This is a genomic window from Myroides sp. 1354 (assembly GCF_030324495.1).
Classification (GTDB): Bacteria; Bacteroidota; Bacteroidia; order Flavobacteriales; family Flavobacteriaceae; genus Flavobacterium.
Window position 1 is genome coordinate 536,281 of the sequence record NZ_JACAGN010000001.1, and the last position, 24,971, is coordinate 561,251.

The 24,971-nt window shown below is 36.3% G+C and carries 19 protein-coding genes; 10 read left to right on the plus strand and 9 right to left on the minus strand.

Features of this window, described 5'->3' with window-relative positions; translation table 11 throughout:
* Window positions 1-76: 76 nt before the first annotated feature.
* Window positions 77-1,864, minus strand: coding sequence for a hypothetical protein (locus HX004_RS02400; protein WP_286440723.1), 1,788 nt, complete (start codon window positions 1,862-1,864; stop codon window positions 77-79).
* Between the two features lie 355 nt (window positions 1,865-2,219).
* On the opposite strand from HX004_RS02400, the gene HX004_RS02405 reads away from it, so the two are divergent.
* From HX004_RS02405 to HX004_RS02425, 5 genes are all read left to right on the plus strand, one after another.
* Complete coding sequence (locus tag HX004_RS02405) at window positions 2,220-2,699, plus strand: hypothetical protein (RefSeq protein ID WP_286440724.1); 480 nt, start codon at window positions 2,220-2,222, stop codon at window positions 2,697-2,699.
* Window positions 2,700-2,755: 56 nt separating this feature from the next.
* Window positions 2,756-3,883: a hypothetical protein gene (locus HX004_RS02410; RefSeq protein WP_286440725.1), complete on the plus strand. Its 1,128-nt coding sequence runs from the start codon at window positions 2,756-2,758 to the stop codon at window positions 3,881-3,883.
* Window positions 3,861-4,331, plus strand: a complete 471-nt coding sequence (locus HX004_RS02415; protein WP_286440727.1) for a hypothetical protein — start codon at window positions 3,861-3,863, stop codon at window positions 4,329-4,331. Before HX004_RS02410 ends, HX004_RS02415 begins: the two co-directional genes overlap by 23 nt.
* Before the next feature lie 157 nt (window positions 4,332-4,488).
* Entirely contained in the window at window positions 4,489-5,325 is an 837-nt protein-coding gene (locus HX004_RS02420) for a mechanosensitive ion channel family protein (protein ID WP_286440728.1), read from the plus strand.
* 54 nt (window positions 5,326-5,379) lie between these two features.
* Window positions 5,380-6,279 (plus strand): glycoside hydrolase family 25 protein, encoded by a 900-nt coding sequence (locus HX004_RS02425; protein WP_286440729.1) that lies wholly within the window; start codon window positions 5,380-5,382, stop codon window positions 6,277-6,279.
* Window positions 6,280-6,281: 2 nt separating this feature from the next.
* Here the strand turns inward: HX004_RS02425 and HX004_RS02430 are convergent, their stop codons facing one another.
* Together HX004_RS02430 and HX004_RS02435 are read right to left on the minus strand one after the other, a co-directional pair.
* Window positions 6,282-7,367, minus strand: a complete 1,086-nt coding sequence (locus HX004_RS02430) for an ABC transporter permease (RefSeq protein WP_286440730.1) — start codon at window positions 7,365-7,367, stop codon at window positions 6,282-6,284.
* A gap of 12 nt (window positions 7,368-7,379) precedes the next feature.
* Window positions 7,380-9,614, minus strand: a complete 2,235-nt coding sequence (locus tag HX004_RS02435; RefSeq protein ID WP_353619998.1) for a carboxy terminal-processing peptidase — start codon at window positions 9,612-9,614, stop codon at window positions 7,380-7,382.
* 183 nt (window positions 9,615-9,797) lie between these two features.
* Between HX004_RS02435 and surE the strand changes: the two genes are divergently transcribed.
* The 5 genes from surE to HX004_RS02460 are packed head-to-tail and all read left to right on the plus strand — an operon-like array spanning window position 9,798 to window position 14,646.
* Window positions 9,798-10,568: a 5'/3'-nucleotidase SurE gene (gene surE, locus HX004_RS02440; RefSeq protein ID WP_286440732.1), complete on the plus strand. Its 771-nt coding sequence runs from the start codon at window positions 9,798-9,800 to the stop codon at window positions 10,566-10,568.
* Complete coding sequence (locus HX004_RS02445) at window positions 10,569-10,847, plus strand: hypothetical protein (protein WP_060872795.1); 279 nt, start codon at window positions 10,569-10,571, stop codon at window positions 10,845-10,847.
* Window positions 10,848-11,975, plus strand: coding sequence for a lipid-A-disaccharide synthase (gene lpxB / locus HX004_RS02450; protein WP_286440733.1), 1,128 nt, complete (start codon window positions 10,848-10,850; stop codon window positions 11,973-11,975).
* A gap of 16 nt (window positions 11,976-11,991) precedes the next feature.
* The gene (locus HX004_RS02455) at window positions 11,992-12,597 is read left to right on the plus strand and encodes a C40 family peptidase (RefSeq protein WP_286440734.1); all 606 of its coding nucleotides are present in this window, start codon (window positions 11,992-11,994) and stop codon (window positions 12,595-12,597) included.
* A gap of 48 nt (window positions 12,598-12,645) precedes the next feature.
* Window positions 12,646-14,646 carry a ComEC/Rec2 family competence protein gene (locus HX004_RS02460; RefSeq protein ID WP_286440735.1) on the plus strand — a complete coding sequence of 667 codons (2,001 nt, stop codon included), beginning with the start codon at window positions 12,646-12,648 and terminating at the stop codon, window positions 14,644-14,646.
* A gap of 2 nt (window positions 14,647-14,648) precedes the next feature.
* Here the strand turns inward: HX004_RS02460 and HX004_RS02465 are convergent, their stop codons facing one another.
* The 6 genes from HX004_RS02465 to HX004_RS02490 form a co-directional block, all read right to left on the minus strand.
* Window positions 14,649-15,101 carry a thioredoxin family protein gene (locus tag HX004_RS02465; RefSeq protein WP_286440736.1) on the minus strand — a complete coding sequence of 151 codons (453 nt, stop codon included), beginning with the start codon at window positions 15,099-15,101 and terminating at the stop codon, window positions 14,649-14,651.
* Between the two features lie 18 nt (window positions 15,102-15,119).
* A complete protein-coding gene (locus tag HX004_RS02470; protein WP_286440737.1) occupies window positions 15,120-17,228 on the minus strand; it encodes a peptide MFS transporter in 2,109 nt (702 codons plus the stop codon).
* A gap of 101 nt (window positions 17,229-17,329) precedes the next feature.
* Window positions 17,330-18,964, minus strand: a complete 1,635-nt coding sequence (locus tag HX004_RS02475) for an MFS transporter (RefSeq protein ID WP_286440738.1) — start codon at window positions 18,962-18,964, stop codon at window positions 17,330-17,332.
* A gap of 151 nt (window positions 18,965-19,115) precedes the next feature.
* Window positions 19,116-20,642 (minus strand): peptide MFS transporter, encoded by a 1,527-nt coding sequence (locus tag HX004_RS02480; RefSeq protein WP_286440739.1) that lies wholly within the window; start codon window positions 20,640-20,642, stop codon window positions 19,116-19,118.
* Between the two features lie 38 nt (window positions 20,643-20,680).
* Entirely contained in the window at window positions 20,681-22,453 is a 1,773-nt protein-coding gene (locus HX004_RS02485; RefSeq protein ID WP_286440740.1) for a peptide MFS transporter, read from the minus strand.
* A 61-nt stretch (window positions 22,454-22,514) separates the two neighbouring features.
* On the minus strand, window positions 22,515-24,680 hold the full coding sequence (locus HX004_RS02490) for a S9 family peptidase (RefSeq protein ID WP_286440741.1): 2,166 nt from the start codon (window positions 24,678-24,680) through the stop codon (window positions 22,515-22,517).
* Window positions 24,681-24,971: the final 291 nt, after the last annotated feature.

Here is a 24,971-nt window from a genome sequence, read left to right on the forward strand (position 1 = left end):
AGGAGCTAGGTAGAAAAAAAATCAGGTTCTCTAACAAAAGAGAACCTGATGACAATAAAAAAATAAATTAGGGGGGCTATGCGTGTAACAACGCTATTTTGTTTTTGTTTAATTCTGATAAGATAGAAGCTCGATCCGCGGTGAAATACGTGTGATCCTGGGCGAATAAATTTTCATAGTAAGCGATACCTGCGAGGAGATTCTCTTTGGTCTTTTCTATTTTTTTTAATTTTACTGGCGTGACATCTCCTTGTAATTGATTTTTTTCTTGTTGAAAGTGATCCATATACATGCGCAATTCTTTCAAAAAGAAATGAGGGCGATTGGCATCATCCATGATGTTTGCACGCCCGTAAATATGTTGCATCATATTTTTTAATGACACTTCTTTGTCGAAATACGCAATATTAGGGCCAGGGCAAATGACAACGCCTTGCGCTTCTCCTTTGATTTGCAAGTCATTTTCTAGAAATGAGGCATTGGCTAGACCGATACACAAACAAGCTTTTTCTGTAATGGCATTGAATTTTTTCTGGTAATCTGCCGCTGATAAAGTTTCTTTTTGAGACTTTAGGTTTTCTAGTTCTATGGTTTGATATTTTCTGGAAGCCGTGCAAATACCCTCTTTATCATGTGTTTTGTCTAAAGCTAAATACTTGCGCGGACAAGAGCTTCCTGCTTTGTCTTTAGCAATGCGTTGCGCTTTGTGAAATTCATTGGTTGTTCCTTTGATGTTGTTGAAGGGAATACCCAATGGAGAAATATGACTCAAATACAAATCTTCTTCTTTGGCATGGGCCAAGAGTTGACGCGTGGCAGCATCCACCGAAGTAGCTTCAGGAACAAGGAGAAAGGGAGAACCCCAACCCACGGAATCCACTTGGTAATGATCGAGTAAAAATTGATGTTCAGCAGCTGTTCCAACTCCTCCTTGAGCCGTGATTTTTAAGTCTAAAGGTGATTCTGGCACAAAGCGCTCTTTCTGTGCTAAAGCCTTGCACATTAACTCATGTGTGGTTTGAATTAACTCTTGGCGTTTCGCTTTAAATTCTTCTAAGATAACACCTAATAAATACCCATCTGTAGCAAAGGCATGGCCTCCACAGTTTAAGCCCGACTCAATGCGATATTCTGAAACCCAAAGTCCTTTCTTTGCTAGGAAACTTCCCTGAATCAAAGCAGAACGGTAATCACTTACCTTTAGAATGATGCGTTTCTGTAATACTTGATCTGGTGCTGGATAAAAGGCGTCAAATTCTTCAAAGTAACTGAATAATTTGGGATTCATCCCCGCAGATAGTACAACAGAAGAATGTAAATTACTGTTGCTAAATCCGCGTAGAGCAGCGTGTGCATCGTTGAATTTAGCAGGTAGTGATTCTTTTTTGTCAAAATTTTCTCGATCCACCTTGGTCATAATGTTGACGTCGATATCCCCTGGGGTTAAATAGGTGTCGAGAATGTTTTTGAGTTTGTCTACGGAAATCTTGTCGTCAATATAGGTTTGTAATTGCTTGCGAATATCCGATACAGTAGGTAACATTTCAATATAGTCCTCTACATTTTTTTTACTTTGAAGTAAATCGCTCTTCAGGTTGTCGAACTTTCGTTTCACAATGGTATCCAGCGTGTTGAGATAAGCTGTAATGCGCTTAGCTCTAAAATCTTCAATCTTCTTCGTAATCTCTTGGTAAGGCAATTCGAATTTTTCACAATAGAATTTGTTCATGCGCTCAATAAGCTCATCGTCCATTACCGATAGGGTGGAAGCCAATCCATATTGCGCCACGCGCACAGGACTATCAATGGTATAAGCGAGTCCCATCACAGGAATGTGAATGGAATGCAAAGGTTTTACTTTCATGTGGATTCGGTTTAGTTGTAAAGTGCGAAAAATAAGTAAATTACGGTACGCAAGAGGTGATATTTATCAGGATTAGGTGAAATTGAAAATATAGTTCATTAATTTATAATCCTTTGATAACAAAGTGTTTAGTTTTATTAGTGTAATATTCAATATTCGCATTTTGTGAATAAGTATTTTCTGTACTAAATTTTTCAATTAAAAAGTATTTTGTGTGGTATTCAAATTGAAATATGTTTTTTGCTTAATTTTTCAATTAAGGTGCTGTTTTTGTTTTTTTTAGGTACTGTTTTTGTGATTTTAATTCATATAAAACAAAACGGGAAACAGTGGTTGAATACTGAATGTATACATTATGAGAAATATTTTATTTTTTATGGCTAGCATTGCTTTGATGACTAGTTGTTCTGATGAACATGAGGTAGAATTCAACAATTCGAATATGGTTAACCAAACATCATTAAATGATGAATCTACCAGCGATTATAAAAACTTTCAACTGGCAGGAGGACCAGCTAAGGGATGGTATAGTTCAACAAAAGAAGATTGTAGTGGAACTGGAAGTGCCTGTGAAGAGGCTGGCCAAGTTTCGGAGAAAATTGGATTAGCAGATTTACTCCAAAAAATAGAACAAAACACCGAAAAAGTTTCTGAACTTTTTTTAACTTATGAAAAAGTGGCTCTTGAAACATTTCATCCTACGTTGGTACAAGGTACAATAGATCATTTTTTTAATGTTAAAATTGATCATAATAAAAATACAAATATCAAATATGTAAGATTTTATAGAGCAAATGATGGAATTGACGTAGGTGTTTATCCAATTATAATGTAAATTTTTTAATTTTTGAAAGACTGATTTGTCAGTCTTTCATTGTAAAATGAACATAAATGAAAAAAAATATTTTATTTTTTTTAGTAATTATCTTAATGAGTTGTAAACTTGAAAAAGAAAGGTATGTCTATGGTGAAACAATTGATTTTGAGGTTTATTCATCTTCTTACTGGTCTGGATATGTAGACAATGGAGATTTTTTTTACACGACGAATCTAGAGACGAGAACGATGCGTTTCTATGATAGAAAAGGGAAGGAATTAAAGACGTATTCATTTGAACATCTTATTGATCCCCATTCTAAGGGATTTCAAGTAAAAGTATTATCTCGCAATGATATGTACCTTTTGGATTATGCTACTCGAATTATCTATAGACTTGATTCTATTGGGGAAGTGAAAACAAAAGTAGCATTTTATGAGAAAGAAGGAGATACTGCGGTATGGCCTTATTTTACGGATGATATCAACGGTATGGATAAAGAAACCATATTGCTTGATCTAGCGTATATGGATCCCTTAAATAATGGCAGTTTGGCATTGAAAATTGAAGGAGAAAAGCATAAACCTTGTTTGGGTAAAATTGAAAATTTCGATACGAATGCTACGGTGAGTTATTCTAATCTAACTCCAGTTTATTTGACTGAACAAGCAAACAAAAATAAAGAGGAACACTTTTCAGGATATAGTTCTGCTTTACTGTGTGAAGATAAAGTCTATTTTATGGATCAAACGGCAAATTTAATCTATGTTTTAGATCGGGAAACATTACAAGTTGTTAAGACCGTTCGTATTGAATCTGATTATACAAATACATCAATCGAAAACTTTACTTTTTATGCGAAAGATAAGGCTATGAACTTTACGGATTACAATTATGAATATGCAGCATCAGCCAAACAAATTGTTTATGATCCTTATCGGGATACTTTTTTGGTTGTCTTAGCTCACCGTGTTGATGTAGAAGAAAATCCGGAACAAAAATTCACCAATAGACCATTTTCTATTATTACTTATGATAGGCAATTGAGTAAGATAGATGAGCAACTTGTTTACAATCGCAAGTATAATTTCTATAAAACTATATTTCCAATACAAGAAGGATTGTTAATTCACTCCAACAGTAAAATGAACCCTACTTATAAGACTAAAACACTAAGCTATGATCTTTTCAAAATACAATAAAAGCTTTTATGTAATACTAATGTTCTTTGGTTTTTTTGCTGCTTGTGAACAACGAAAGCCAAATAAATATGATCGCATTCAGGCGATACTCGTCGATTCGCTAAACATACGAAAAGACTACAAAGCAATCTTAGTACTAGAAGACGGAAGTTGCCCCAGCTGTCAAAAAGAGTTGAATGCCTTTATGCTTCAACATATCGATAATGAGGATGTTTTGTTTGTTGTTTCCAATGACGAGCGATTCGTTAATTTGTCTGAATTGAAAACGCTCAACAAAGACAATGTTATTGTTGATAATCGAAAATTGTTCTACAATAAAAATATAATCGATGATTCGGCAGTTATTGTTTTTAAGAATCAACAAATTGACACGATTCTAGTCTTATCCAACTCGGATGTGTTACAGCGTAATTTAAACTATTTTTCTTCTCTTGTATGGACCAAGTAAACCAGTGAAAAATAAATGGAGTCGCGTTTATTTTACGGTAGTACTTTCAATAGTTCTGATAAAGCGTTAAATTTATCCATCGGACGGATCAAAAGAAGTGACTTTTCAATGATTGTGAGTCCAAATAGTATAGATAAAACTTAATCAGATCCTTATTTTGAATTTAAAATTACTACTTTCCAAGTTTTTAGAATATGAACTTTATACGAGTAAATCACTGAGTATTACAATAGGGACAATTCTCTTTATTGTTTTCACTTTGTTGATTACGAAATACGGTTTGACCTTTTTGCGCAAGGCGGTTATTAAAAGTTCACCTCCTGATGTGGCTTTGCGATTGAGAAGTGTATTTAACTTCGTCAATTACTTTATCTATGTCATCATGTTCTTCTTCATTTTAAATGTAATTGGATTGAACATTAGTATGTTTTTGACTACTTCAGCAGCTTTATTTGTCGGATTGGGTTTTGCACTTCAAGATATCTTTCGCGATATCATCGCTGGAATTTACATCCTCTTTGATAAGACATTAAATATGGGGGATGTGATTGAAGTGAACGGACAAGTGGCGCGTGTAAAGGCCATTCACTTGAGATGTACCATCGTAGAAACGCGAAATCTAAGGGATATTGTGATTCCCAATCGCAAACTCATTGATGATATTGTGTATAACTGGACCCATGAAGATCCTGTGATTCGCGCGCGAATTGATATTGGGGTGTATATTGGAACGGATGTGGAACTTGTAAAAGCAGTATTGCTATCCGCCGTGGAAGATAATCCCGATGTTTTGAAAAATCCAAAACCAATTGTGTTTATTGATCAATTTGGTGATTCATCTATTCGATTTATCCTCTATTATTTTATTGATAACGCTTTCGATAATGATCGTATTTCAAGTGATATTCGCTTTGAAATAGATAAGAAATTCAAGTTGAACAATATTTCACTTCCAGTGCCTGTATTGAAAGTGGATCAAACCCCTATCGCTTAATTCTACTGAAGGACAATCAGGGAAAATACGTACTTTTGTTTTTTTATTATCATTATGGCTTCTACAAAATACGGAACTGGAAAAAACTCACCCATAGCAGTTGTGAATCAAAAACAACCCGCTAGAAGAAAGCCATCACCTCGACGACCAAAAAAGAAGAAAAGCGATACTACTTTTACGCGTATTAAATGGGTGTGTATTGTGGTGGTATTATTGGGAGCCGGAGTTTGGTTTGGCATAACTTTCCAAGAGGGAATCAAATACTTTTTTAGTGCACAGCGCAAAGAAGCGGATGAGAAATCTTTTTTTGATTTCCGAACTGTAGAAGTTTTACAACGTCATCAAGATCTTATGATTGGGTTTGATGTTTCCCATTATCAAGGAGTTATTGATTGGGAAGCTGTAGATTCTGTCGCTCAACGTGCACCCTTGGAATTTGTGTTTGTCCGTGCAACGATGGGGGATGACGGAAAGGATAAGGCTTTTGATCTCAATTGGAAAGGCGCTCGAGCAAATCACTTTATACGCGGGGCTTACCACTACTATAGACCGGATGAAAACTCCATCAAACAAGCCGAAAATTTTATCGCAACAGTAAAGTTGTCTGAAGGCGATTTTCCACCAGTATTAGATATTGAAGATCTTCCAAAAAAACAATCCATGGACAACCTTGTCTTGGGTTTAAAGCGATGGATGGAAATGGTTGAACAACATTATGGCGTACAGCCCATCTTATACTCAGGAGAACACTACTACACGAATCACTTGAAGAAATGGTTTCCTGATCACATCGTATGGATTGCCAATTACAATTTCTTTGTCGAAGAAATAAAGCCAGAATGGCATTTTTGGCAATTTACGGAAAAGGGGATAGTGAGAGGAATTGATGGTAAAGTAGATTTAAATATCTACAACGGCAATAAATCGGATATCCGAAGTATTCTCGTGAAATAAGTTTATTTTCTTACGTCAAATGCATCGCGAATCGCATTTCCGAGTTGTGTAAAACACATCACGATAACAAACATCGCCAAACCTGGCAATAGCGCTAGATAAGCTTTGCCTACTAAAATATAGTTGTAGTTTTCCTTAATCATGGCCCCCCAACTCGGTGTAGGTACTTGTGTTCCTATACCCAAGAAGCTCAATCCGCTTTCTACTAAAATAGCCGATGCGAAGTTTGCCGCAGAAATTACAATCACAGGTGCCATACAATTAGGTAAAATGTGTCGGACGATGATGCTGTAATCGGAATAACCCAAGGCACGAGCCGCAGTGATATACTGTTGTTGCTTCACGCTGATTACTTGTCCTCTTACCACACGGGCAACTTCTACCCACATAGTCAGTCCAACAGCGATAAATACCTGCCAAAATCCCTTGCCCAAAGCTAATGTAATCGCAATAACCAACAACAAGGTCGGGATAGACCAAAAGATATTGATGACCCACAAGATGAAGGCATCGATTTTACCGCCATAATAACCAGCCAAAGCTCCTAAGCTAATGCCGATGAGCAAGGAGATGGATACGGCAATAAACCCAATCGCAAGGGACACCCGAGACCCCAAGACTAAACGACTATAATAATCTCTTCCCTGATTGTCTGTTCCGAGCCAAAAGGTTTTGTGCTGAATTAAATTCGCCTTTTCCTTTGCTGAAAAAGAGCGTAATGCCAGTGTTTTTTCTTGTGCTATGTCACTCAGTTCTGTATAGGGCGTATAGAATAAAGTATCGTTTTCTATGCGATGCGAACTCAATGGTATCTGTTCTTTTGGATTTTTTCGTCCAAACCAATATTCTGACCAAGTCGTTGTTGAGGTTGCTGGAAAAACCAAGACCTCTGTGCTAAAACCAGGATGCTTGGATCGAATTGCTAAATCGCCTGCATTGGCATGTTGCGATTGATCTGGAATGATGAAATACGCAAATACACTGACTAAAACAAAAAAGATGATCACCCAAAAACACAAAACGCCCCGAAAATCTTTTTTGAATTTTCGGAGCGCAATACTTGTGTTACTATTCTTATTTCTAGCCATTAAACTAGTTGCTTATAGTTTTTTATCTGAAAACGTTTTTGTATTTCTCGGTGCTTTTGTTAGTTGTTGAATGTCTTTTAGGATTTTTACTCCCTCTTCAACATATACATCACTACCCAAAGACTCATGCCATCTATCTCTTTTCTGCTCTAAAAGGGTATCTGTTTTTACACGCTCTATTTCACTTGGTAAAGAAGAGAATTTCAAATGGTTGTTGTATTTCGAAATTGCTTTGAATTTTTTTACTTTTTCATCCACTTCTTTTTGCTTTTTCTCATAGCTTTTTAGATTAAGAGTAAACGATTTCTCATCTTTTCTCTCGTTAATCCACTGTGCGTTTTCATCAATTAATCTGAATTGATCATGACCTGCAATTCTCGATTTACTTTTGTTGATTACAGAAGTAAAGTCATTGTTATAGGGGGTATAGTTTGCACGGTCAATTTTATCCCATGGCATAGCATTATCCATATCGCGCTCTCCCATGTCGATGTATGAATAGCGATCTGGTAATACGATATCACTTAATACACCTTCTCTTTGCGTAGATCCTCCATTGATGCGGTAGAACTTCTGTAAAGTGATTTTTAAAGCACCTAAGTCACCATAAGGTTGTTTTTTCAAAAGTTCATTTAAGTCAACCAAATTCTGAACCGTTCCTTTTCCATAGGTATGTTTACTACCAATGATTAATCCGCGTTTGTAATCTTGGATAGCAGCAGCAAAAATCTCAGAAGCTGATGCAGAGAAGTTGTTGACTAACACAACTAATGGTCCATCCCAAACAATTGGTGTTCCTTTATCGTCTAAAATTTGTTGTTTCCCTCTAGATGATTTTACTTGAACCACAGGACCTTCTTTAGAGAATAATCCCAACATGTCTACCACTGTTTGCAAGGATCCTCCACCATTGTTTCTCAAGTCCATGATAATCCCATCTACATTTTGCTTTTTCAGTTCAATAATTTCTTTTTGAACATCCGTAAATGCATTGCGGTTGTCTTTATTTTCAAAGTTGATATAGAATTTTGGCAATTGGATAATTCCGTAGCGATTTGAACCATCTTCAATAATACTTGATTTGGCAAAAGTCTCTTCAAATTCAATTACTTCACGAGTAATCGCAATCGTTTTGATGGTTCCTTCGATTTTCTTAACCGTCAAATATACAGTTGTTCCTTTTTTACCTTTGATTAATTTAACCACATTGTCTAAGCGAACACCTACAACATCAATAGGTTCTTCGTCTTTGCTTTGTGCTACTTTTAGAATGATATCTCCAACTTCAATTTCTTTTCCTCTCCAAGCAGGGCCTCCTGGAACTAATTCATTGATCTCAACACCTTCTGTTTTCTTTCTTAATACAGCACCAATCCCTTCAATGCTACCACTCATGCTAGCATCAAATTTTTCTTTATTTTCCGGTGCAAAATAGAAAGAGTGCGGGTCAAAGCGCTCTACAATAGAATTTAAGTAAACAGAGAACCAATCTTTGCGCTCTAAATCATTCAAAGCGTCAAAATATTCGTCTAATGACTTCTTGGTGCTCTCACGTGCTTCTTTTTCTAATTGTTCAAACGATTTTATTTCTTTTGGTTTGTCGTCTTTTTTCTTTTTAGCAGGAGTTGTTTTTTCAACAGTATTGCCATATTCATCTACTTCTTCCTCTTCTTCTTCCACTACATCTTTGCCTTCTTGGATTTTAATGTTATCCGTTAGGGTAGATAAAGCATTTAACTTCAATTGTTTTCTCCAACGATCTTTTAATTCTTCTGGTGTTTTAGCAAACCCAATATTATCGTAATCTGCATCAAATGACTCCTCTTGTGTATAGTCAAAAGGTTCCGCTAAAACATCGCTATAGATAGTTTTTGCCTCGTTCATTCGCTGGGTAATACGCTCATAGGTTAGGTCGAAAAAAGAAAGTTCTTTTAATTGAATCATATCGTCAATTAAAAGCTCATATTTGCTAAATTCATCTAAATCAGATTGAAGGAAGTAGCGTTTCATCGGGTCAAGTGCCTTGATGTACTCCGTGTACACTTGCTGTGAGAACTTATCATCTAACTTGGGTGGATCATAATGGGTACGCTCCATTAAATACGTGACTAACTCTAATAAAAGTTGGTCTTTTTCTGGATCCTCAGTTTCCTTTTTAGGTATAAAACTCCATAGTGCGGCTGAAACAGCGAGTAGAAGAATGATAACCTTATAATTTCTTTTCATAAATGCCCAAATAGTATTCATTAAATAGTTTTGAACTAAAGTAGTTAAAAAAGCAAAGTAATTATTAAGTAAGCAGATAATTATTTGTTAAATCACAACATACGTCTTGAAATGGACGCGTTTTAATGTTTATAAAGTCTGAAATAACCGAATGTTTTACATAATAATTGTTACTTTTACGAAAGTAATTAAAAATTTGAGATGATGCAAAAACCATTAATACTTGTTACTAATGACGATGGTATCACGGCGCCAGGAATCCGTGCTTTGATTGAGGTGATGAAAGAAATAGGAGAAGTAGTTGTGGTGGCCCCTGACAGTGCTCAATCTGGAATGGGACACGCGGTTACCATAAATAATACCCTGACTTTAGAAAAGGTTCAAATTGATCCAGAATTAACGCAGGAATATGCGTGTTCAGGGACACCGGTGGACTGTGTCAAAATTGCATTAGGTCAAATCCTCGATCGCAAACCCGATTTGTGTGTTTCAGGAATTAATCACGGATCGAATTCGTCTATTAACGTAATCTATTCTGGTACAATGAGTGCCGCTTTAGAAGCGGGAATGAGCGGAATCCCCGCTATCGGATTTTCCTTGTTGGACTTTAGCTGGAATGCAGACTTTGATCAAGTACGTACGTTTGTGAAAAAAATTACAACTCAGGCTCTTGAGAACGGAATCCCCAAAGAAGTGGTGCTTAATGTTAACTTCCCAAGATTGCAAACAGATGAAATCAAGGGAATTAAAGTATGTAGACAAGCAAAAGCAGTATGGATTGAGGATTTCGATAAGCGAATGAGCCCTAATGGAAAAGAATACTACTGGTTAAAAGGAGAATTTGTCAACCAAGATAAAGGAGAAGATACCGATGAATGGGCCTTGAGAAATGGATTTATTTCCATTGTTCCAGTGCATTTTGATTTAACTGCACATCACGCCATTAACAGAATTAATAATTGGGAATTAGTATAGATGGGAAATAGAATTAAAGATATCCTACTGGGCTTTTTAATCGGTTCGGGTTTAACTGTATTAGGAGCTGAACTTTATTTGAGATTGTTTACAAATTTTGATTTATTCATCAATTTCGATTTAATCCGAAAAGCAGGACTATTAGGAAGAATTGTCGCTATCGGAAGTTTGTTGAATTTGGGGATTTTTACCTTTTTTATCAATCGAAGAAAAGACTATTATGCAAGAGGCTGCATCTTTGCAGTGATTATTATTACGCTAATTACACAGTTGTTGTAGATGAAATATTACATTATTGCAGGAGAAGCGTCTGGTGATTTACACGGCGCTAATCTGATGAAAGCGATTTATGCCAAAGACCCTCATGCAGAAATGCGTTTTTGGGGAGGCGATTTAATGCAAAAAGCAGGAGGGACTCTCGTTAAACACTATAAAGATTTAGCATTTATGGGGTTTGTCGAAGTCGTACAGAATTTGCGCACCATCCTCAAAAATATTTCTTTTTGTAAAAAAGACATTGCCGCTTTTGCGCCTGATGTTTTAATCTTCATTGATTACCCTGGATTTAATATGCGTATTGCACAATGGGCCAAACAACATCAAATTCCAACACATTATTATATTTCCCCTCAAATTTGGGCGTGGAAAGAAAATCGAATCAAAGCAATCAAACGCGATGTAGATTATATGTATGTGATCTTGCCTTTTGAAAAAGATTTTTACGAAAAGAAACATCATTATCCTGTTACTTTTGTCGGACATCCTCTAATTGATGAAATTGAAGCATTTCGCAGTCGTGAAAAGGTAGATTTTCGCCAAAAATACCAGTTGGATGAACGACCTATTATTGCGTTATTACCAGGGAGTCGAAAACAAGAAATCACACGACTGTTAGGTGAAATGCTTTCGGTAGTACAGAATCATCCAGAATATCAATTTGTTATTGCTGGTGCTCCTGGCCAAGAACCTGCGTTCTACGAGCAATTTTTAAAAGGACAGAACATCTCTTTTATTACCAATGATACCTATGCTTTATTAGATGTCGCTTATGCTGCTTTAGTCACGTCCGGAACAGCTACTTTAGAAACAGCTCTGTTCAAAGTACCTCAGGTGGTCTTGTATAAAGGCAATACCATTTCTTATGAAATTGCCAAGCGAATTATTACATTGAAGTACATTTCTCTCGTTAATTTAATCATGGATCAAGAGGTCGTTGTAGAATTGATTCAACATGATTGTAATGCAAAAAGAATCGCTTTAGAATTTGAAAAAATAGTGAAAAGTGAAAAAAGAGACAGAATTTTGTTGGATTATGAAAAATTAATTCATAATTTAGGCGGTCGAGGAGCTAGTGATTTAGCTGCGAATGAAATAATTAAAAATTCTAATTTAGGATTGACCATGTAAAAACCCCTTTTTTGCTATGAAAAATAAAACAATACTTTCCACTATTTTATTCGGTTTGAGCCTGTTGTGCTCAAGTCATACACAAGCTGCAAATGCAGAAGTCGAGAACCCAGGTAAAAAGAAAGAAACGCTTGTTTTAAAGGAAAGCAAAAAAATGGATGATGCGATTCGAAATGAATTAGATGCATTATTGGAAGAAATGAGCACAACAAAAAATGTGAGTGAAGAAGTTTCTGATCTTGTATTGAGTGCCGCTTTTGATTTTGAAGGTGTTCGCTATCGCTTCGGTGGGACAACACGCAGTGGGATGGATTGCTCTGGATTAGTGATGAATGCCTTTAATGATACGTCTATTAATTTACCTCGAAATTCAAGTGCCATGGCTCAGGTAGGAGATAAGGTCTCTAAAAATGAAGCTCAGAAAGGCGACCTGATTTTTTTCCGTACGGGAAGAGGAAGTCGAATTAGCCATGTGGGAATTATTACAGAGGTGATTGACGATGAAATTAAGTTTATTCACTCTTCTACAACTAAAGGAGTTATTGTTTCTTCAACGAAAGAAGATTATTATAAAAGAAGATTTGTTCAAATAAACAGAGTTTTAGCTGAGCAAGATATTTAAATCAAAAGATTTAATCAAATGTGGAGAGAATTTTGATGTACTCAGGTAATGAGTCCATTAAAATTCTCTTTTTTGTTTTATGCTACTGCGGTAGCTGGTGGTATTCTGGCTAAAGATTATTGTAATCTTATAGCCATGGAGTTTCTTTTTCTCGCGCTGTTGGGGGTACTTGTATTTGCTGCATATACGAAGAAGTATTGGCTGTTTCACCCTCTTGTATTTTATGTAACAGCTGTCATTTTCTATTTGTTGTGTTTTATCTTGGGATTTTTGTCGATTCATTGGGTCGATTGGAAAGATAATCAATCTAACTATACTCATCCTGTTGTTTATCAACAGCCGTATCAAGTAAATTTCCGCCTTGTTCAAGAGCAAATGATCAAAGGAGGGAAGATGCAGTATTTTGTTGAAATTGAAGGGATAGATGGTAGACAAACACAAGGGCAAGCGTTGTTGTTGTCTGCTGATTCTTTAGGGCAAATTGGGGATAGGTTTACAGGTATTGGCTCTTTTCATCCCTTTTCTACAGCTGTTAATCCTGGACAGTTTGATTATCGGGCGTATATGCTAAATAAACAGGTGTATTTGAGACTCACACTTAGACAATCGATTTATGTAAGCACCAAGCAAAGTCTATACACTGAGTTGATGTCCGTAAGGCGGATATTGCAAGAGCAACTACACAAAAATAAAAAATTGTCTCCTTCAAGTAAAGCGCTATTAAGTGCTTTGTTGTTGGGGAATCGAAGTCAGCTCGACGAACAGACAACTGCCACTTTTCAACGGTTGGGCTTGATGCATATCTTGGCTATTTCGGGGTTACATATTGGTCTGATTACTGTATTTGTATCCAAAGTATTGTCTTTTTTAAATGGGAGACAGCGCTCATTTATTCTACTCTTATTTTTATGGAGTTTTGCTTGTATGGCTGGATTTTCTCCTTCTGTATTTCGAACTGTATTGCTGTTTAGTCTTGTTGTCTTTGCTCAATCTGTTAGAAGTAAACAACCGACAAGGGAGAGTATTGGTTTGGCTCTTTTTCTGAGTTTGTTGTTTAAGCCTTATTGGCTTTTTGATGTGGGTTTTCAATTGAGTTACGTGGCTGTACTTGGTATTGTGTGGTTGATGCCGCTATTCAAAAATAAATACACATCCTCGCGTATTGTTAACTATTTTTTGAGTTTGTGCTATGTTTCTTTTGTTGCCCAACTCTGTGTTTTACCCCTGCAATTGTATTATTTTCATTCGTTTTCTTGGACTTTTATCGGGAGTAATCTAGTTGTCATTCCTTTGATTACCCTTTTGTTGTTGGTTGGATTTTGTTTGTTGTGTATCGGTTGGCTAGCAGAATCAATGGCCGCTTTTTTAGGGGTACTATTGGACGGAGTGGTCCATTGTATTTTTGTGGTTCTTCGTGGGTTGGATGGGGTGAATTTGTACGCTTTGACCTTGTATACGAGCAAGGAAACCTTATGGGGTATGATCGTGGTTGGCTTGGGAATGGGAACGTTATTATTTAAACCAAGGTTAAAGCAGATTGCTTATTTCTGTGTTCTAGTGTTAATTACCTCGTTAAGTTGTTTTCAATTGACTTATCAAAAGCAAAACCGAGATGAATTTGTTATTGCTGTTGTACCTAAATCTTTGCCTTTGTTTTTGCAGTATGTGGATCAACAATTGTTTGTTTTTGGACAAGAAGAACAGACAAAAAGCATTGTAGAAGGATACAAGAAAAAATATGCTATTCACCAGGGAATTTATAAACCTAGAACAGTCGCCTACCAAGTAGATGCTGAGCATAAGTTATTGGTATTGTCGAAAGAAATGCCTTTTTACGAGCTACAAACGCGTTTTGAGTTGATTTACTTGAGTGAAAATGTTCAGGTGAACATGGATCGCGTTCTCGCCTTACATCAGCCGAAAATGGTCATTATCGGTCAGGCAATGAGTCAGTGGCATAAAGCAAAAGTGATTCAAAGTTGCCTTAAAAAAAATATCCCTTTTCACGATATGCGTGAAAAGGGATATTGGTCTTCTCAATTTTTATGAGATTATATTTTACTCAACAACTGAACGGGCGTATGATAACCGACAATCGATTGATCTAAGTTTCCTTTTTTATCCAAGATTACCATCGTTGGGTAACCAGGTACACGTAAGAATAAAGTTAATTCATGCGTTGCATTTCTTCCTTTTCTATTTGCATCATAGTTCGGGTTGCTGTATTTCTTACCGTTATAAGTAACCGTTTCATTTCCTTCCGCATTGAATTTTACAGCATAATAATTTTTCGTTACATACTCTGCAAATTTTGCATCACTAAATGTATTACTATCTAACATTTTACAAGGTCCACACCAATCCGTATAGACATCCATAAAAATAGGTTTTGGATCTTTCTTTTGTGCCGCTAAAGCGTCATTTAAAGTCATCCACTTGATTTCTTGTGCTTGTGTTGTTAATCCAACCAAAATCAAGGCAAATAAGAATGCGATTTTTTTCATCTGTAATTAAGTTTGTTTTTATTTAACACCGTGCATTAAACGTTTCATCATTGGATTTAGTGCAATGACTAAAATACCGGCAACAATCGGAACAATCGTGAAGATTAAGAAAAATCCTGATAAAGAGTATTTTTCTGTAATATTTTCAATTTGACCTCCCAATTTAGCAGCTAGATTATTACCAATAGCAATAGCCAAATACCACATACCAAACATAAAAGCAATCATTCTCGCAGGTACTAACTTAGAAACGTAAGAAAGTCCCACCGGTGAAGAGAATAACTCCCCTAAGGTATGAAATAAATAGGCAAAAACAAGCCACATCATCGAAACTCTATTGCCTTCCGTAATTCCGTGTGCACCATAAGCTAATACACCAAATCCTAAGGCCATAATGATTAATCCTAATCCGTATTTAATTGAAGCGGGTGGATTGTATTTTGAATCCCATAATTTAGAAACTAGAGAAGCAAAGGCAATAATGAAGAAGGAGTTCAAGATGGAAAACCAAGAAGCGGTAATTTCTACCTGATTGTCTTTAATTTCTTTAATTTCTGCCTGAACAATATGAGGCGTTTTATCTTTTGCTCCATACTCAGCGACTAGTTTCGTTTCTATTTCTTCAGTTAAGATATGATAAGTACCTAGTTCTTCATAAATCTTAATGGTAGAACCAATTTCATATTCTCCTCTATTGGAAATAATGGTGTTTTTTTCTACGATTTTATCTCCGTCTTTCGCTTGAAAAGCGATGGAAATAGGCTGATAATGATAGACTTGGTTTTTGTTTTCGTCTAGTTTCGCCGTTCCATCTTCGTTTACAACTGGAGTTTCAACCGTTTGGAAGTGTACTTGATACGCATGTGAAGACCAGTCTCTATCTAACATCCAAACAACAGCTCCCCAAACACCTAAGAAGGTAAGTCCTAAGATAATATTGGAAATTAAGGCTTTTTTATACGTTCTCTTTGCTAGGATAATCAATACCCATGAAATTAAAGCCAAAGGAATAATTGTCAATAGCGTATTGAATATTTTAAACAATAAAGCGCTATCCCCAGAAAGTACACGTTGTGTATTATCACGAGCGAAAATAACCAAAGACGTTGCTCCTTGCTCAAAACTCATCCAAAAGAAGATGGTAAAGAATGCAAAGATAATTACGGCAATCATACGGTGACGTACTACTTTTGCGTAACGAGCAATACGCCAAATTACTAAGGCTAAGAATACGATTAAACCGAAAGCAATACCAACAGTTGAACCATCTTGACCGAGAATTGTTTTAGGGAATAAGTTAATGCCTCCTACAATGCGGAATACATCATCAAAGGCGTACATTAATCCAATAACGGTAGTAATCGCAATTAAAATATAGTCAATGGTTGTAAAAGGATTTCGCTTTAAGGAATCTCTTTCTTCCGGAGTCATATTAGTTGTATCTACAACCTCTTCTTTGTCGCTTCTTACTTCTTTTGAAGGTACATCTCCAATAGCGCCAAAAATTGGTTTAGCTAACCAGAATTGAAGGGTTCCCAATAACATGAAAATTCCCGCTAATCCGAATCCCCAATGCCATCCCACGCGTTCTCCTAGGTAACCGCAAAGCATCATTCCGAAGAAAGCTCCTGCGTTTACTCCCATATAGAAAATCGTATAAGCTCCGTCTTTTTTCTCTGGAAAGGACTTGTACATTTCCGATAGAATTGAAGTCATATTCGGTTTGAAAAATCCAGTTCCAATCACTAAACACGCTAATCCAATGTACATGAAAGTTTCTCCCTCTAGTGCCATAGCGGCGTGTCCTAAGGTCATAATCAATGAACCTATAACTACGGCCCAGCGATATCCAATGTATTTGTCTGCTAGAATACCCCCGAAAATTGGTGTGATATACAATAGCATCGCATACGTAGCAAACAAGGCTCCTGCATCCTCTACGCTCCAACCCCAACCGGTGTTGATTCCAATCACGGACATGGTTAAGAATTGAATTAATAAAACTCTCATTCCATAGAAAGAGAATCGCTCCCACATTTCTGTGAAGAATAACACAAATAAACCAGCCGGATGCCCAAGCACCTTGGTGTCGAAAAAGTTTGGCTGCGAACTCGAGTTTGTCTGCATAATGTATTGTTTTTAAAATTGGTTGAGAAAGATAACTATTTTTATTTAGTTTAAACCGTTATTTTTTTCGTTCTCAATAATTTTAATATAAAAACAAAGAATTATTTCTTGTTTTCAATCGGTTTGATAATCAATCTGTCATAAATCATTAAGGTTACCACAGAGAAAATACCAATGGCAACAATAACGTACCAAATTTTGTTTGGATTGTAAGTATTCCAAAGCATATCTACCATTTCCCAGTGAGACATACCTAACTTTTGTTCGGCTAAAGTGAAGTATTCGTTTTTAGAGAAAGGGAAGTGAATCTGGCTAATATCAATAGCTTTCGTTGCGGCAAAATCTTTAAAAGATTGTATTACCGTAGGCCAATCTATCGTTTCAGCTTTAAGGTTAAATTGCTTTTCAAAAGCGGAAATTGACATATTTAAGGTCTTAGCTCCTTGTTCTATGAATTGTTCGTGACTAACTACTTCAGGCATTGGAACATTGCGTGTAGCCATTTCTGTTTTTAATAAAGATAGTTTATCAGACCACGATTGGTATAAGTTTCCTGAGATATAATCTGTAACAAAGTAACTCGCTGCTACAGGTAAGAAATAGGTTCCTTGATAAAGACCATCTTTTCCTTTCGGAGTAATCAAGGAAATAAAAGAAGATACTGTCGGACTCGACATCATTTCTCCAATAGAGAAGATCATCGTTCCTAAAATCGTAAATAAAGGATTATGCGTATAAAAAGTAAGTCCTACCCCAATACTTGCGATAAGTGCTCCTCTGATCACGGCATTGATATGTCGCATTTTAGTTACGAAATAAGAAATAGTTACCTGGCAGATGATGATCATAAAAGAATCAATGTTTGTAAACCACTCGGGTTTTACTTGACCATCTTGGGTTAGTAACGTTCCTAAGAAGGGTACGTTTTCATTGATCCACTCGCTTAATACAGCAGAGTTAACCCAATCTTCGATAAAGTTTGGCAAGGTATTGAACAATTGATTAAACATGGTCCAGAAACCAATCATTAACACTAAAAGAATACCTAAACGAACGTCTTTTAACGCTTCAAAAATGCCTAGTACAGAGTCTTTAATAGCTTTTCCAATGGAGTCTTTCGGTTTTTCTACTTTTGATTCTTTATAGAAAAATAGCACAACAACTAAGTTGATGGCAATTACGACAGCTGCTTGAATGAAGATGATGTTCCATCCGTAGGTAGTACGCAATCCCGATGACATAGCAGGGCCAATAAAACCTCCGATATTCACCATCATATAGAAGATACCAAAACCCAAAGTTCCTGTAGATTCATCTGTGTTACTTGCAATAATGGCTGATGCTACGGGTTTAAAGAAAGCTGCTCCTACTGCAACTAATAAAAACGCTGCATATACATTGGAGAATGCAGTTACTTCCCCTAAAAGGTAATAACCGGCAATCATGATGATAAAGGAAATAATCAAGGAGATTTTATAACCAATACGGTCAGCGATAACGCCAAAAAACAAAGGCAAGAAGTATAAGATACCTACTACACCACCCATGATACTTCCTTTTTGAACGTGGTCAAAACCCAAACCTCCCGCGTCAGTTGAACCAACTAAGTATAATCCTAAAAGGGTGTAAATTCCGTACCATGCCCAACGTTCCATGAGTTCCATGAAACTGGCAATCCAGAAATTTTTATTGAACGATTTTAACGTCTGTCCAAAGGTTTTATTGTTTTGTGACATGATAATAAAAGGTTGTTAAAATTAAGGAGTGTAATTTAATTCCTATATTCTATATAGCAATGGATTCGGTGTTAAAAAAAACGGTTGAAAAAAGAAAAAGCGACCAATTGGCCGCTTTTGTCTTGTATGTTATAGAATAGGTGTCGTATAATTACTTCACGTCTTGCATTAATTTTTTCATTACTGGAGAGAATGCAATTAAGATTACCCCTGCAATAACAGCATATAGTCCTAATTCTTTATATCCATCCGTATAGGTGATTAACAAATCGTAATTCGTTGGGTTTTCAACTTCTTGTGTAGACATAGAAGCACCAATGATACCTGCAACATATTGACCATAAGCACTCGCTAAGAACCACATACCCATCATCATTCCTTGTAGGTTTGCTGTAGAAAGTTTAGTCATAATTGACAATCCAATTGGCGATAAACACAATTCCCCTAAAGTGATGATTAATAAAGCGAAAGTAAAGAAATCCAAAGAAGTCATACCTGCAGCATCAGCGAAGAAACGAGTTCCGAATAAAGCGTAGAAACCTGCTCCTAATAAGATAAATCCGATACCGAATTTCATTACCGTATTGGGTTCAATTTTCTTTTTCGCCATCCAGATCCACAGTAAACCTAAAATAGGAGCAATAAAGATGATGAAGAAAGCCCCTCCGGAGTTATTTACTCCATTCGGATCTAAATGCATCCCCAATAGTTCAGAATTTAAGTTTTGCGCTGCAAAGATGCTCAATGATCCTCCTGCTTGTTCGTATATCGCAAAGAATAAAATAGAGAAGAAAATAAACACTAAAGCTGCAATAATCTTCTTGCGTTCACCGCTCGTTAATTTTCTCATCTCATAGAACAAGTAAATTAACGCTAATGGTCCAACCGTATACATGAAGTAAGCCGTGTATTCTGTATTGTCAATCATAAATACAATAACAGGAACCATAGCAAATGTCAAGATGTATGTACCAACTTCTTTCCATAAAGGCATTTTAGTTTGCTCGCCATTTGCGTTGATTTGCATCGGTTGAAGTCCAATAGGACCTAAATGTCTCTTTGTGAAAATGAAATTGATTAAACTGATACACATCACGAAAGCTGCTAATCCAAAAGCAACATTCCAACGGTGTGCTTCATCAATTGAATCAGCAAAAAGTTGTCCTTTACCAATTGCGATACACAAGTATCCTCCTAGTAAAGCACCTAAGTTAATCCCCGCATAGAACAAAGAGAAACCAGCATCCGTACGGTTATCTCCTTTTTTGTATAGTTTACCCACCATCGTTGAAATGTTAGGTTTAAAGAAACCTGTTCCAATTACAGTAAAGGCAATACCCGTAAAGAAATAAGCATGCGGGTCAATAGCTAGGATTAAACTACCTAAAATCATCATTGAGCCACCCCAAAAAAGAGACTTTCGGAAACCTAAAATTTTATCTGCGAAGATTCCTCCCAAAAAGGTAAAAGCGTATACGAAAGCTTGTGTAGCACCGTATTGTAAATTGGCTTTACCGTGTTCGAAATCCAAGTGGTGTATCATAAAGAATACCAACATTCCTCTCATTCCATAGAACGAAAAACGCTCCCACATTTCTGAGAAGAATAAGCTCCAGATTTGTTTAGGGTATTTTCCCTCGAAATTCTGAATCTCTTCTATTGTTTGTGTTTGACTCATTGTTTATAGTTTTTATTTATTGTGCAATGCACGGTGGGTTAACGAACACCGTGCATTAGTTTTTTCAATAGTGGATTTACTAACATCACCAATACTGCAGCTGCAGCCGGGATTAAAGTAAACAAGAAGAAGAAGTGACTCAATGAATATTCTTCTTTGATATTTTCAATTTGACCTCCTAGGATGGCAGCAAATTTTTGTGCAATTGCCAAGGCTAAGTACCACATACCAAACATAAATGCCAACATTTTACCTGGTACTAATTTAGATACATAAGACAACCCAACAGGTGAAATAAATAATTCCCCTAAAGTATGGAATAAGTAAGTTAAAACTAAAAATATCATCGACATTTTTACACCTTCTCCTAATCCCATTGATCCTAATCCTAAGATTAAGAATCCGATCGCTACTAATAATAGTCCAATTCCGTATTTGAATGCAGCTGGTGGATTGTATTTAGAATCCCATAGCTTCGATACAGAAGAAGCTAAGGCAATAATAAAGAACGAGTTTAAGATAGAGAACCATGAAACGGTAATTTCAGAGGCTTCTTTTGAAAACTCTTGCTTTAACATATAAATTGCCATCGCCCAAATTCCCGCGAAACAGATGAATAAAATCACGTTAGATAACGCAATTTTTTTCCAAGTTGCTTTCGCCAATAAGAACAATACCCATGAAATAATCATTAAAGGAATAATGGTTAAACATGTATTGATGATATTAAACACCGTTAATGCAGTTCCTTCTAAGGTTCTATCTACATAGTCTCTCGCAACAAGTACTAAAGAAGTCGCTCCTTGTTCAAAACTCATAAAGAAGAACATCAAGAAGAATGCCAATAAGATAACGGCAAACATACGATCTCTAATCACCTTTCCGTAACGTAGAATACGAGATACTACTAAATACAAGAAAGAGATTAAAGCCAAGATAGCCATTAAGTTTTGTCCTCTTAAGAAAGGAGTGTCTAACGTAGCAAAAATATCTAATACACCATTTTTCGACAAGGGATCATTGAAAGCGTATAGTAATCCAACGATAGATACAATAGCGATTAAGATATAGTCAACAATAGTATAAGGATTTTTTGTTTCCTCTTCTTCTTTGATTTGCTCTGCCGTTTTCTCTATTGAAGTATCTTCTTTTTTCAATTCACCTAGGTCGCCAAATAACGGTTTTGCCAACCAGAATTGGATGGTTCCCAACAACATGAAAATACCTGCTAATCCAAATCCATAGTGCCATCCTTGTGTTTCAGCCAAGTAACCACAAAGCATCATTCCGAAGAAAGCTCCTGAATTTACCCCCATGTAGAAAATCGTATAAGCTCCATCTTTTTTCTCTGGAAGTGCTTTGTACATTTCTCCTAGCATGGAAGGCATGTTCGGTTTAAAGAAACCTGTACCAATAACCAAACAAGCGAGTCCGACGAAGAACCATATTTTAGAGATTCCCTCTGCTGCCATCGAAGCGTGACCTACCGTCATGATAATAGCTCCTACGATTACAGCCCAACGAGAACCAATGTATTTATCGGCAATTACACCCCCTAAAATTGGAGTTAAATAAAGAAGCATGGCATAAGTACCATATAAGGCTCCGGCTTGTTCTGCTGACCAACCCCAACCTGAAAACTCACTGCCAAAAAGCACTTGAGCGGTTAAGAATTGAATCAATAAGACTCTCATTCCGTAGAAAGAGAAACGTTCCCACATTTCAGTGAAGAAAAGAACGAAAAGACCTGCTGGATGTCCTAAGACATTAGACTTAAAAAGGTCTGATTTAGTAGCTGTTTCTGCTGCCATTTACGTTAAGTTTAATATAGTTTGTTTTAAAGTTTAAACTATAGTTTAATAGTTGATCGTGTTATAGGTTGTTTAAGATGAAATTCGTCATCTTGGTGTATAGTTGTAAGCGTGTGTTTCCTCCGTAAATTCCGTGGTTTTTATCGGGGTAGATTAACCAATCGAAATCTTTGTTGTGTTGTACCAATGTTTCAATCATCGCCATCGCATTCTGAACGTGTACGTTGTCGTCTGCTGTTCCATGTACGAGTAAGTAACGTCCTTTTAATTGATTAGCAAAGAAATAAGGCGAGTTGTCATCGTAACCTGAAGGATTCTCTTGAGGCGTTTTCATATAGCGCTCCGTATAGATTGAATCATAATATCTCCAATTGATTACCGGTGCTACAGCGATCGCCATTTTGAACACTTCGTTGCCTTTTAGGATACAATTCGTCGACATAAACCCACCATAGCTCCATCCCCAGATTCCAATTCTAGCACCATCTACATAGTTTTGCTTGGCTAAGTATTTTGCCGCTTCGATTTGATCTTCAACTTCGTATTTACCCAATCCATATTGGGTGGTTTTCTTGAAATCAGCTCCTCTAAAACCAGTTCCTCTTCCGTCTACCGTAACGACAATGTACCCTTTTTGAGTCAACATCGCATGCCAATAATCGTTGGAGTCAAACCAGTGATCGGCTACCTGTTGTGATCCAGGACCACTGTATTGGTACATGAATACTGGATAAGTCTTAGATGCATCGAAATCAACGGGTTTCATAATCCAAGCGTTCAACAACAATCCATCTACTGTTGGAATTTGAATAAATTCCTTTTGAGGTAGTTGATAGTCCTTTAACTTGTTGATTAGCGTAGTATTGTTTAAAATTTCTTTGACTACTTTACCCGTTTTACTGTTTTGTAAGGTGTAAAGTGGAGCAGTAGTCGTTGAAGAATAAACATTGATGAATAAATCAAAATCAGGACTAAAAATTGCTGTATTTGTTCCTAATTGATTGGATAGTAGCTTTTTGTTTTTACCATTTAAATCAATAGCATAGATGTCGCGGTAGATTGAACCTCTTTCAACAGATTGAAAGAATAGTTTTTTGTTCTTTACATCTATACCATAGTAATCGGTTACTTCCCAGTTTCCTTTGGTGATTTGATTTAATAATTTGCCGTCTTTGTTGTAGTGATATAAATGGTTGTTTCCATCGCGTTCACTCATCCATACAAAGTCATTATTCTCTAAAAAGGAAAGGGTATGTACATCGACATAAGCCTTGTCTTTTTCGTTTAAGATTAGTTTTTTACTTAAGGTGGACCCATCGACAAAAAATACTTTTAAGTCATTTTGATGTCTGTTGATTACTTGTACACTCAGGTGTTTAGCATCATTGGTCCATTTAATTCTAGGAATGTAAAAATCAGAGAATTCTGATAAATCTACGCGGTTGTTTGTTGCTTTGTTTACATCGTAAATATGAAGGGATACTTCCGCATTTTTTTCTCCAGCTTTTGGGTATTTAAACTGGTCCTGTGTTGGGTATAGTCCTGAACCATATACATCCATAGAATATTCAGGTACGGCTGTCTCATCAAATTTTACGTAAGCGAGTTGATTACTCGATTTGTTCCAGTCAAACATGCGAACCACGCTAAATTCTTCCTCATATACCCAATCCGATATACCGTTGATGATATGATTTTTCTCACCATCTTGGGTTAATTGTATGGTTTGTTGCGTTGCAATGGTATACACATATAAATTGTTCTGATAAGCATAGGCAATCTTAGTTCCATCAGGAGAAAACAGAGGTTCCATGATGGGATGTGTAGCTATTTTAGTCGTTTGATTGGTTTTGGGATTAAATAAGTAATAATCCGCTAAAAAAGAACGACGGTAAATAGGCGTCGTATTTGTTCCAATTAGAATTTGTTCCTCTTTTGCATCAAAAACATAACTTTCAATGGATTTAATCTCAGGAAAGTGTTCGTTGCTAAATACCGTTTTTGCTTGTTCTAAAGTAGCAAAGTTATAGATATTGATGACTTGATGCTGCTTGCCAACGCGCTCAATACGCGCGTATTGATTCGTCGTATTTAGTGTATTAACCGCTTGCATGGCTTCCGTTTTAAAGGTGCCGTTCCAAATTTCTGATAGCTCAATCTTCTTTTGTGCAAGGCCAATTTGTGTGGCAATCACACAAATTAGAGAGGTAATTTTGATGTATTTCATTATCTAATTAGTCGAAAAAACTTCCAATTTTACTGAAAAAATATGATTTATGCCAATTTTAATTGAGATTAAACAATAAAAACTTAAAATTATTGACGCGATATTGGTAGCGAAAATCATAATAACTTAAACAAATCGTATCTAATTTTCGCTATTTGCATTTTTTAATCCCTCTTGTTTGGATTATCCTTGCATCATGAATAATTTGATAAAGGATGAGGTTCAAAACTTTGGAACTAAACAATGAAGGATTTGTTTTCCTCCGCTATGCTTCATGTTAAGGAGTAGTTT

Excerpts from the sequence above, each read along its gene's own strand:
- HX004_RS02400 (WP_286440723.1), bottom strand. The coding sequence starts at position 1,864 with ATGAAAGTAAAACCTTTGCATTCCATTCACATTCCTGTGATGGGACTC.
- HX004_RS02405 (WP_286440724.1), top strand. The coding sequence starts at position 2,220 with ATGAGAAATATTTTATTTTTTATGGCTAGCATTGCTTTGATGACTAGT.
- HX004_RS02410 (WP_286440725.1), top strand. The coding sequence starts at position 2,756 with ATGAAAAAAAATATTTTATTTTTTTTAGTAATTATCTTAATGAGTTGT.
- HX004_RS02415 (WP_286440727.1), top strand. The coding sequence starts at position 3,861 with ATGATCTTTTCAAAATACAATAAAAGCTTTTATGTAATACTAATGTTC.
- HX004_RS02425 (WP_286440729.1), top strand. The coding sequence starts at position 5,380 with ATGGCTTCTACAAAATACGGAACTGGAAAAAACTCACCCATAGCAGTT.
- HX004_RS02430 (WP_286440730.1), bottom strand. The coding sequence starts at position 7,367 with ATGGCTAGAAATAAGAATAGTAACACAAGTATTGCGCTCCGAAAATTC.
- HX004_RS02435 (WP_353619998.1), bottom strand. The coding sequence starts at position 9,614 with ATGAATACTATTTGGGCATTTATGAAAAGAAATTATAAGGTTATCATT.
- surE (WP_286440732.1), top strand. The coding sequence starts at position 9,798 with ATGCAAAAACCATTAATACTTGTTACTAATGACGATGGTATCACGGCG.
- HX004_RS02445 (WP_060872795.1), top strand. The coding sequence starts at position 10,569 with ATGGGAAATAGAATTAAAGATATCCTACTGGGCTTTTTAATCGGTTCG.
- lpxB (WP_286440733.1), top strand. The coding sequence starts at position 10,848 with ATGAAATATTACATTATTGCAGGAGAAGCGTCTGGTGATTTACACGGC.
- HX004_RS02455 (WP_286440734.1), top strand. The coding sequence starts at position 11,992 with ATGAAAAATAAAACAATACTTTCCACTATTTTATTCGGTTTGAGCCTG.
- HX004_RS02460 (WP_286440735.1), top strand. The coding sequence starts at position 12,646 with ATGAGTCCATTAAAATTCTCTTTTTTGTTTTATGCTACTGCGGTAGCT.
- HX004_RS02465 (WP_286440736.1), bottom strand. The coding sequence starts at position 15,101 with ATGAAAAAAATCGCATTCTTATTTGCCTTGATTTTGGTTGGATTAACA.
- HX004_RS02470 (WP_286440737.1), bottom strand. The coding sequence starts at position 17,228 with ATGCAGACAAACTCGAGTTCGCAGCCAAACTTTTTCGACACCAAGGTG.
- HX004_RS02475 (WP_286440738.1), bottom strand. The coding sequence starts at position 18,964 with ATGTCACAAAACAATAAAACCTTTGGACAGACGTTAAAATCGTTCAAT.
- HX004_RS02480 (WP_286440739.1), bottom strand. The coding sequence starts at position 20,642 with ATGAGTCAAACACAAACAATAGAAGAGATTCAGAATTTCGAGGGAAAA.
- HX004_RS02485 (WP_286440740.1), bottom strand. The coding sequence starts at position 22,453 with ATGGCAGCAGAAACAGCTACTAAATCAGACCTTTTTAAGTCTAATGTC.
- HX004_RS02490 (WP_286440741.1), bottom strand. The coding sequence starts at position 24,680 with ATGAAATACATCAAAATTACCTCTCTAATTTGTGTGATTGCCACACAA.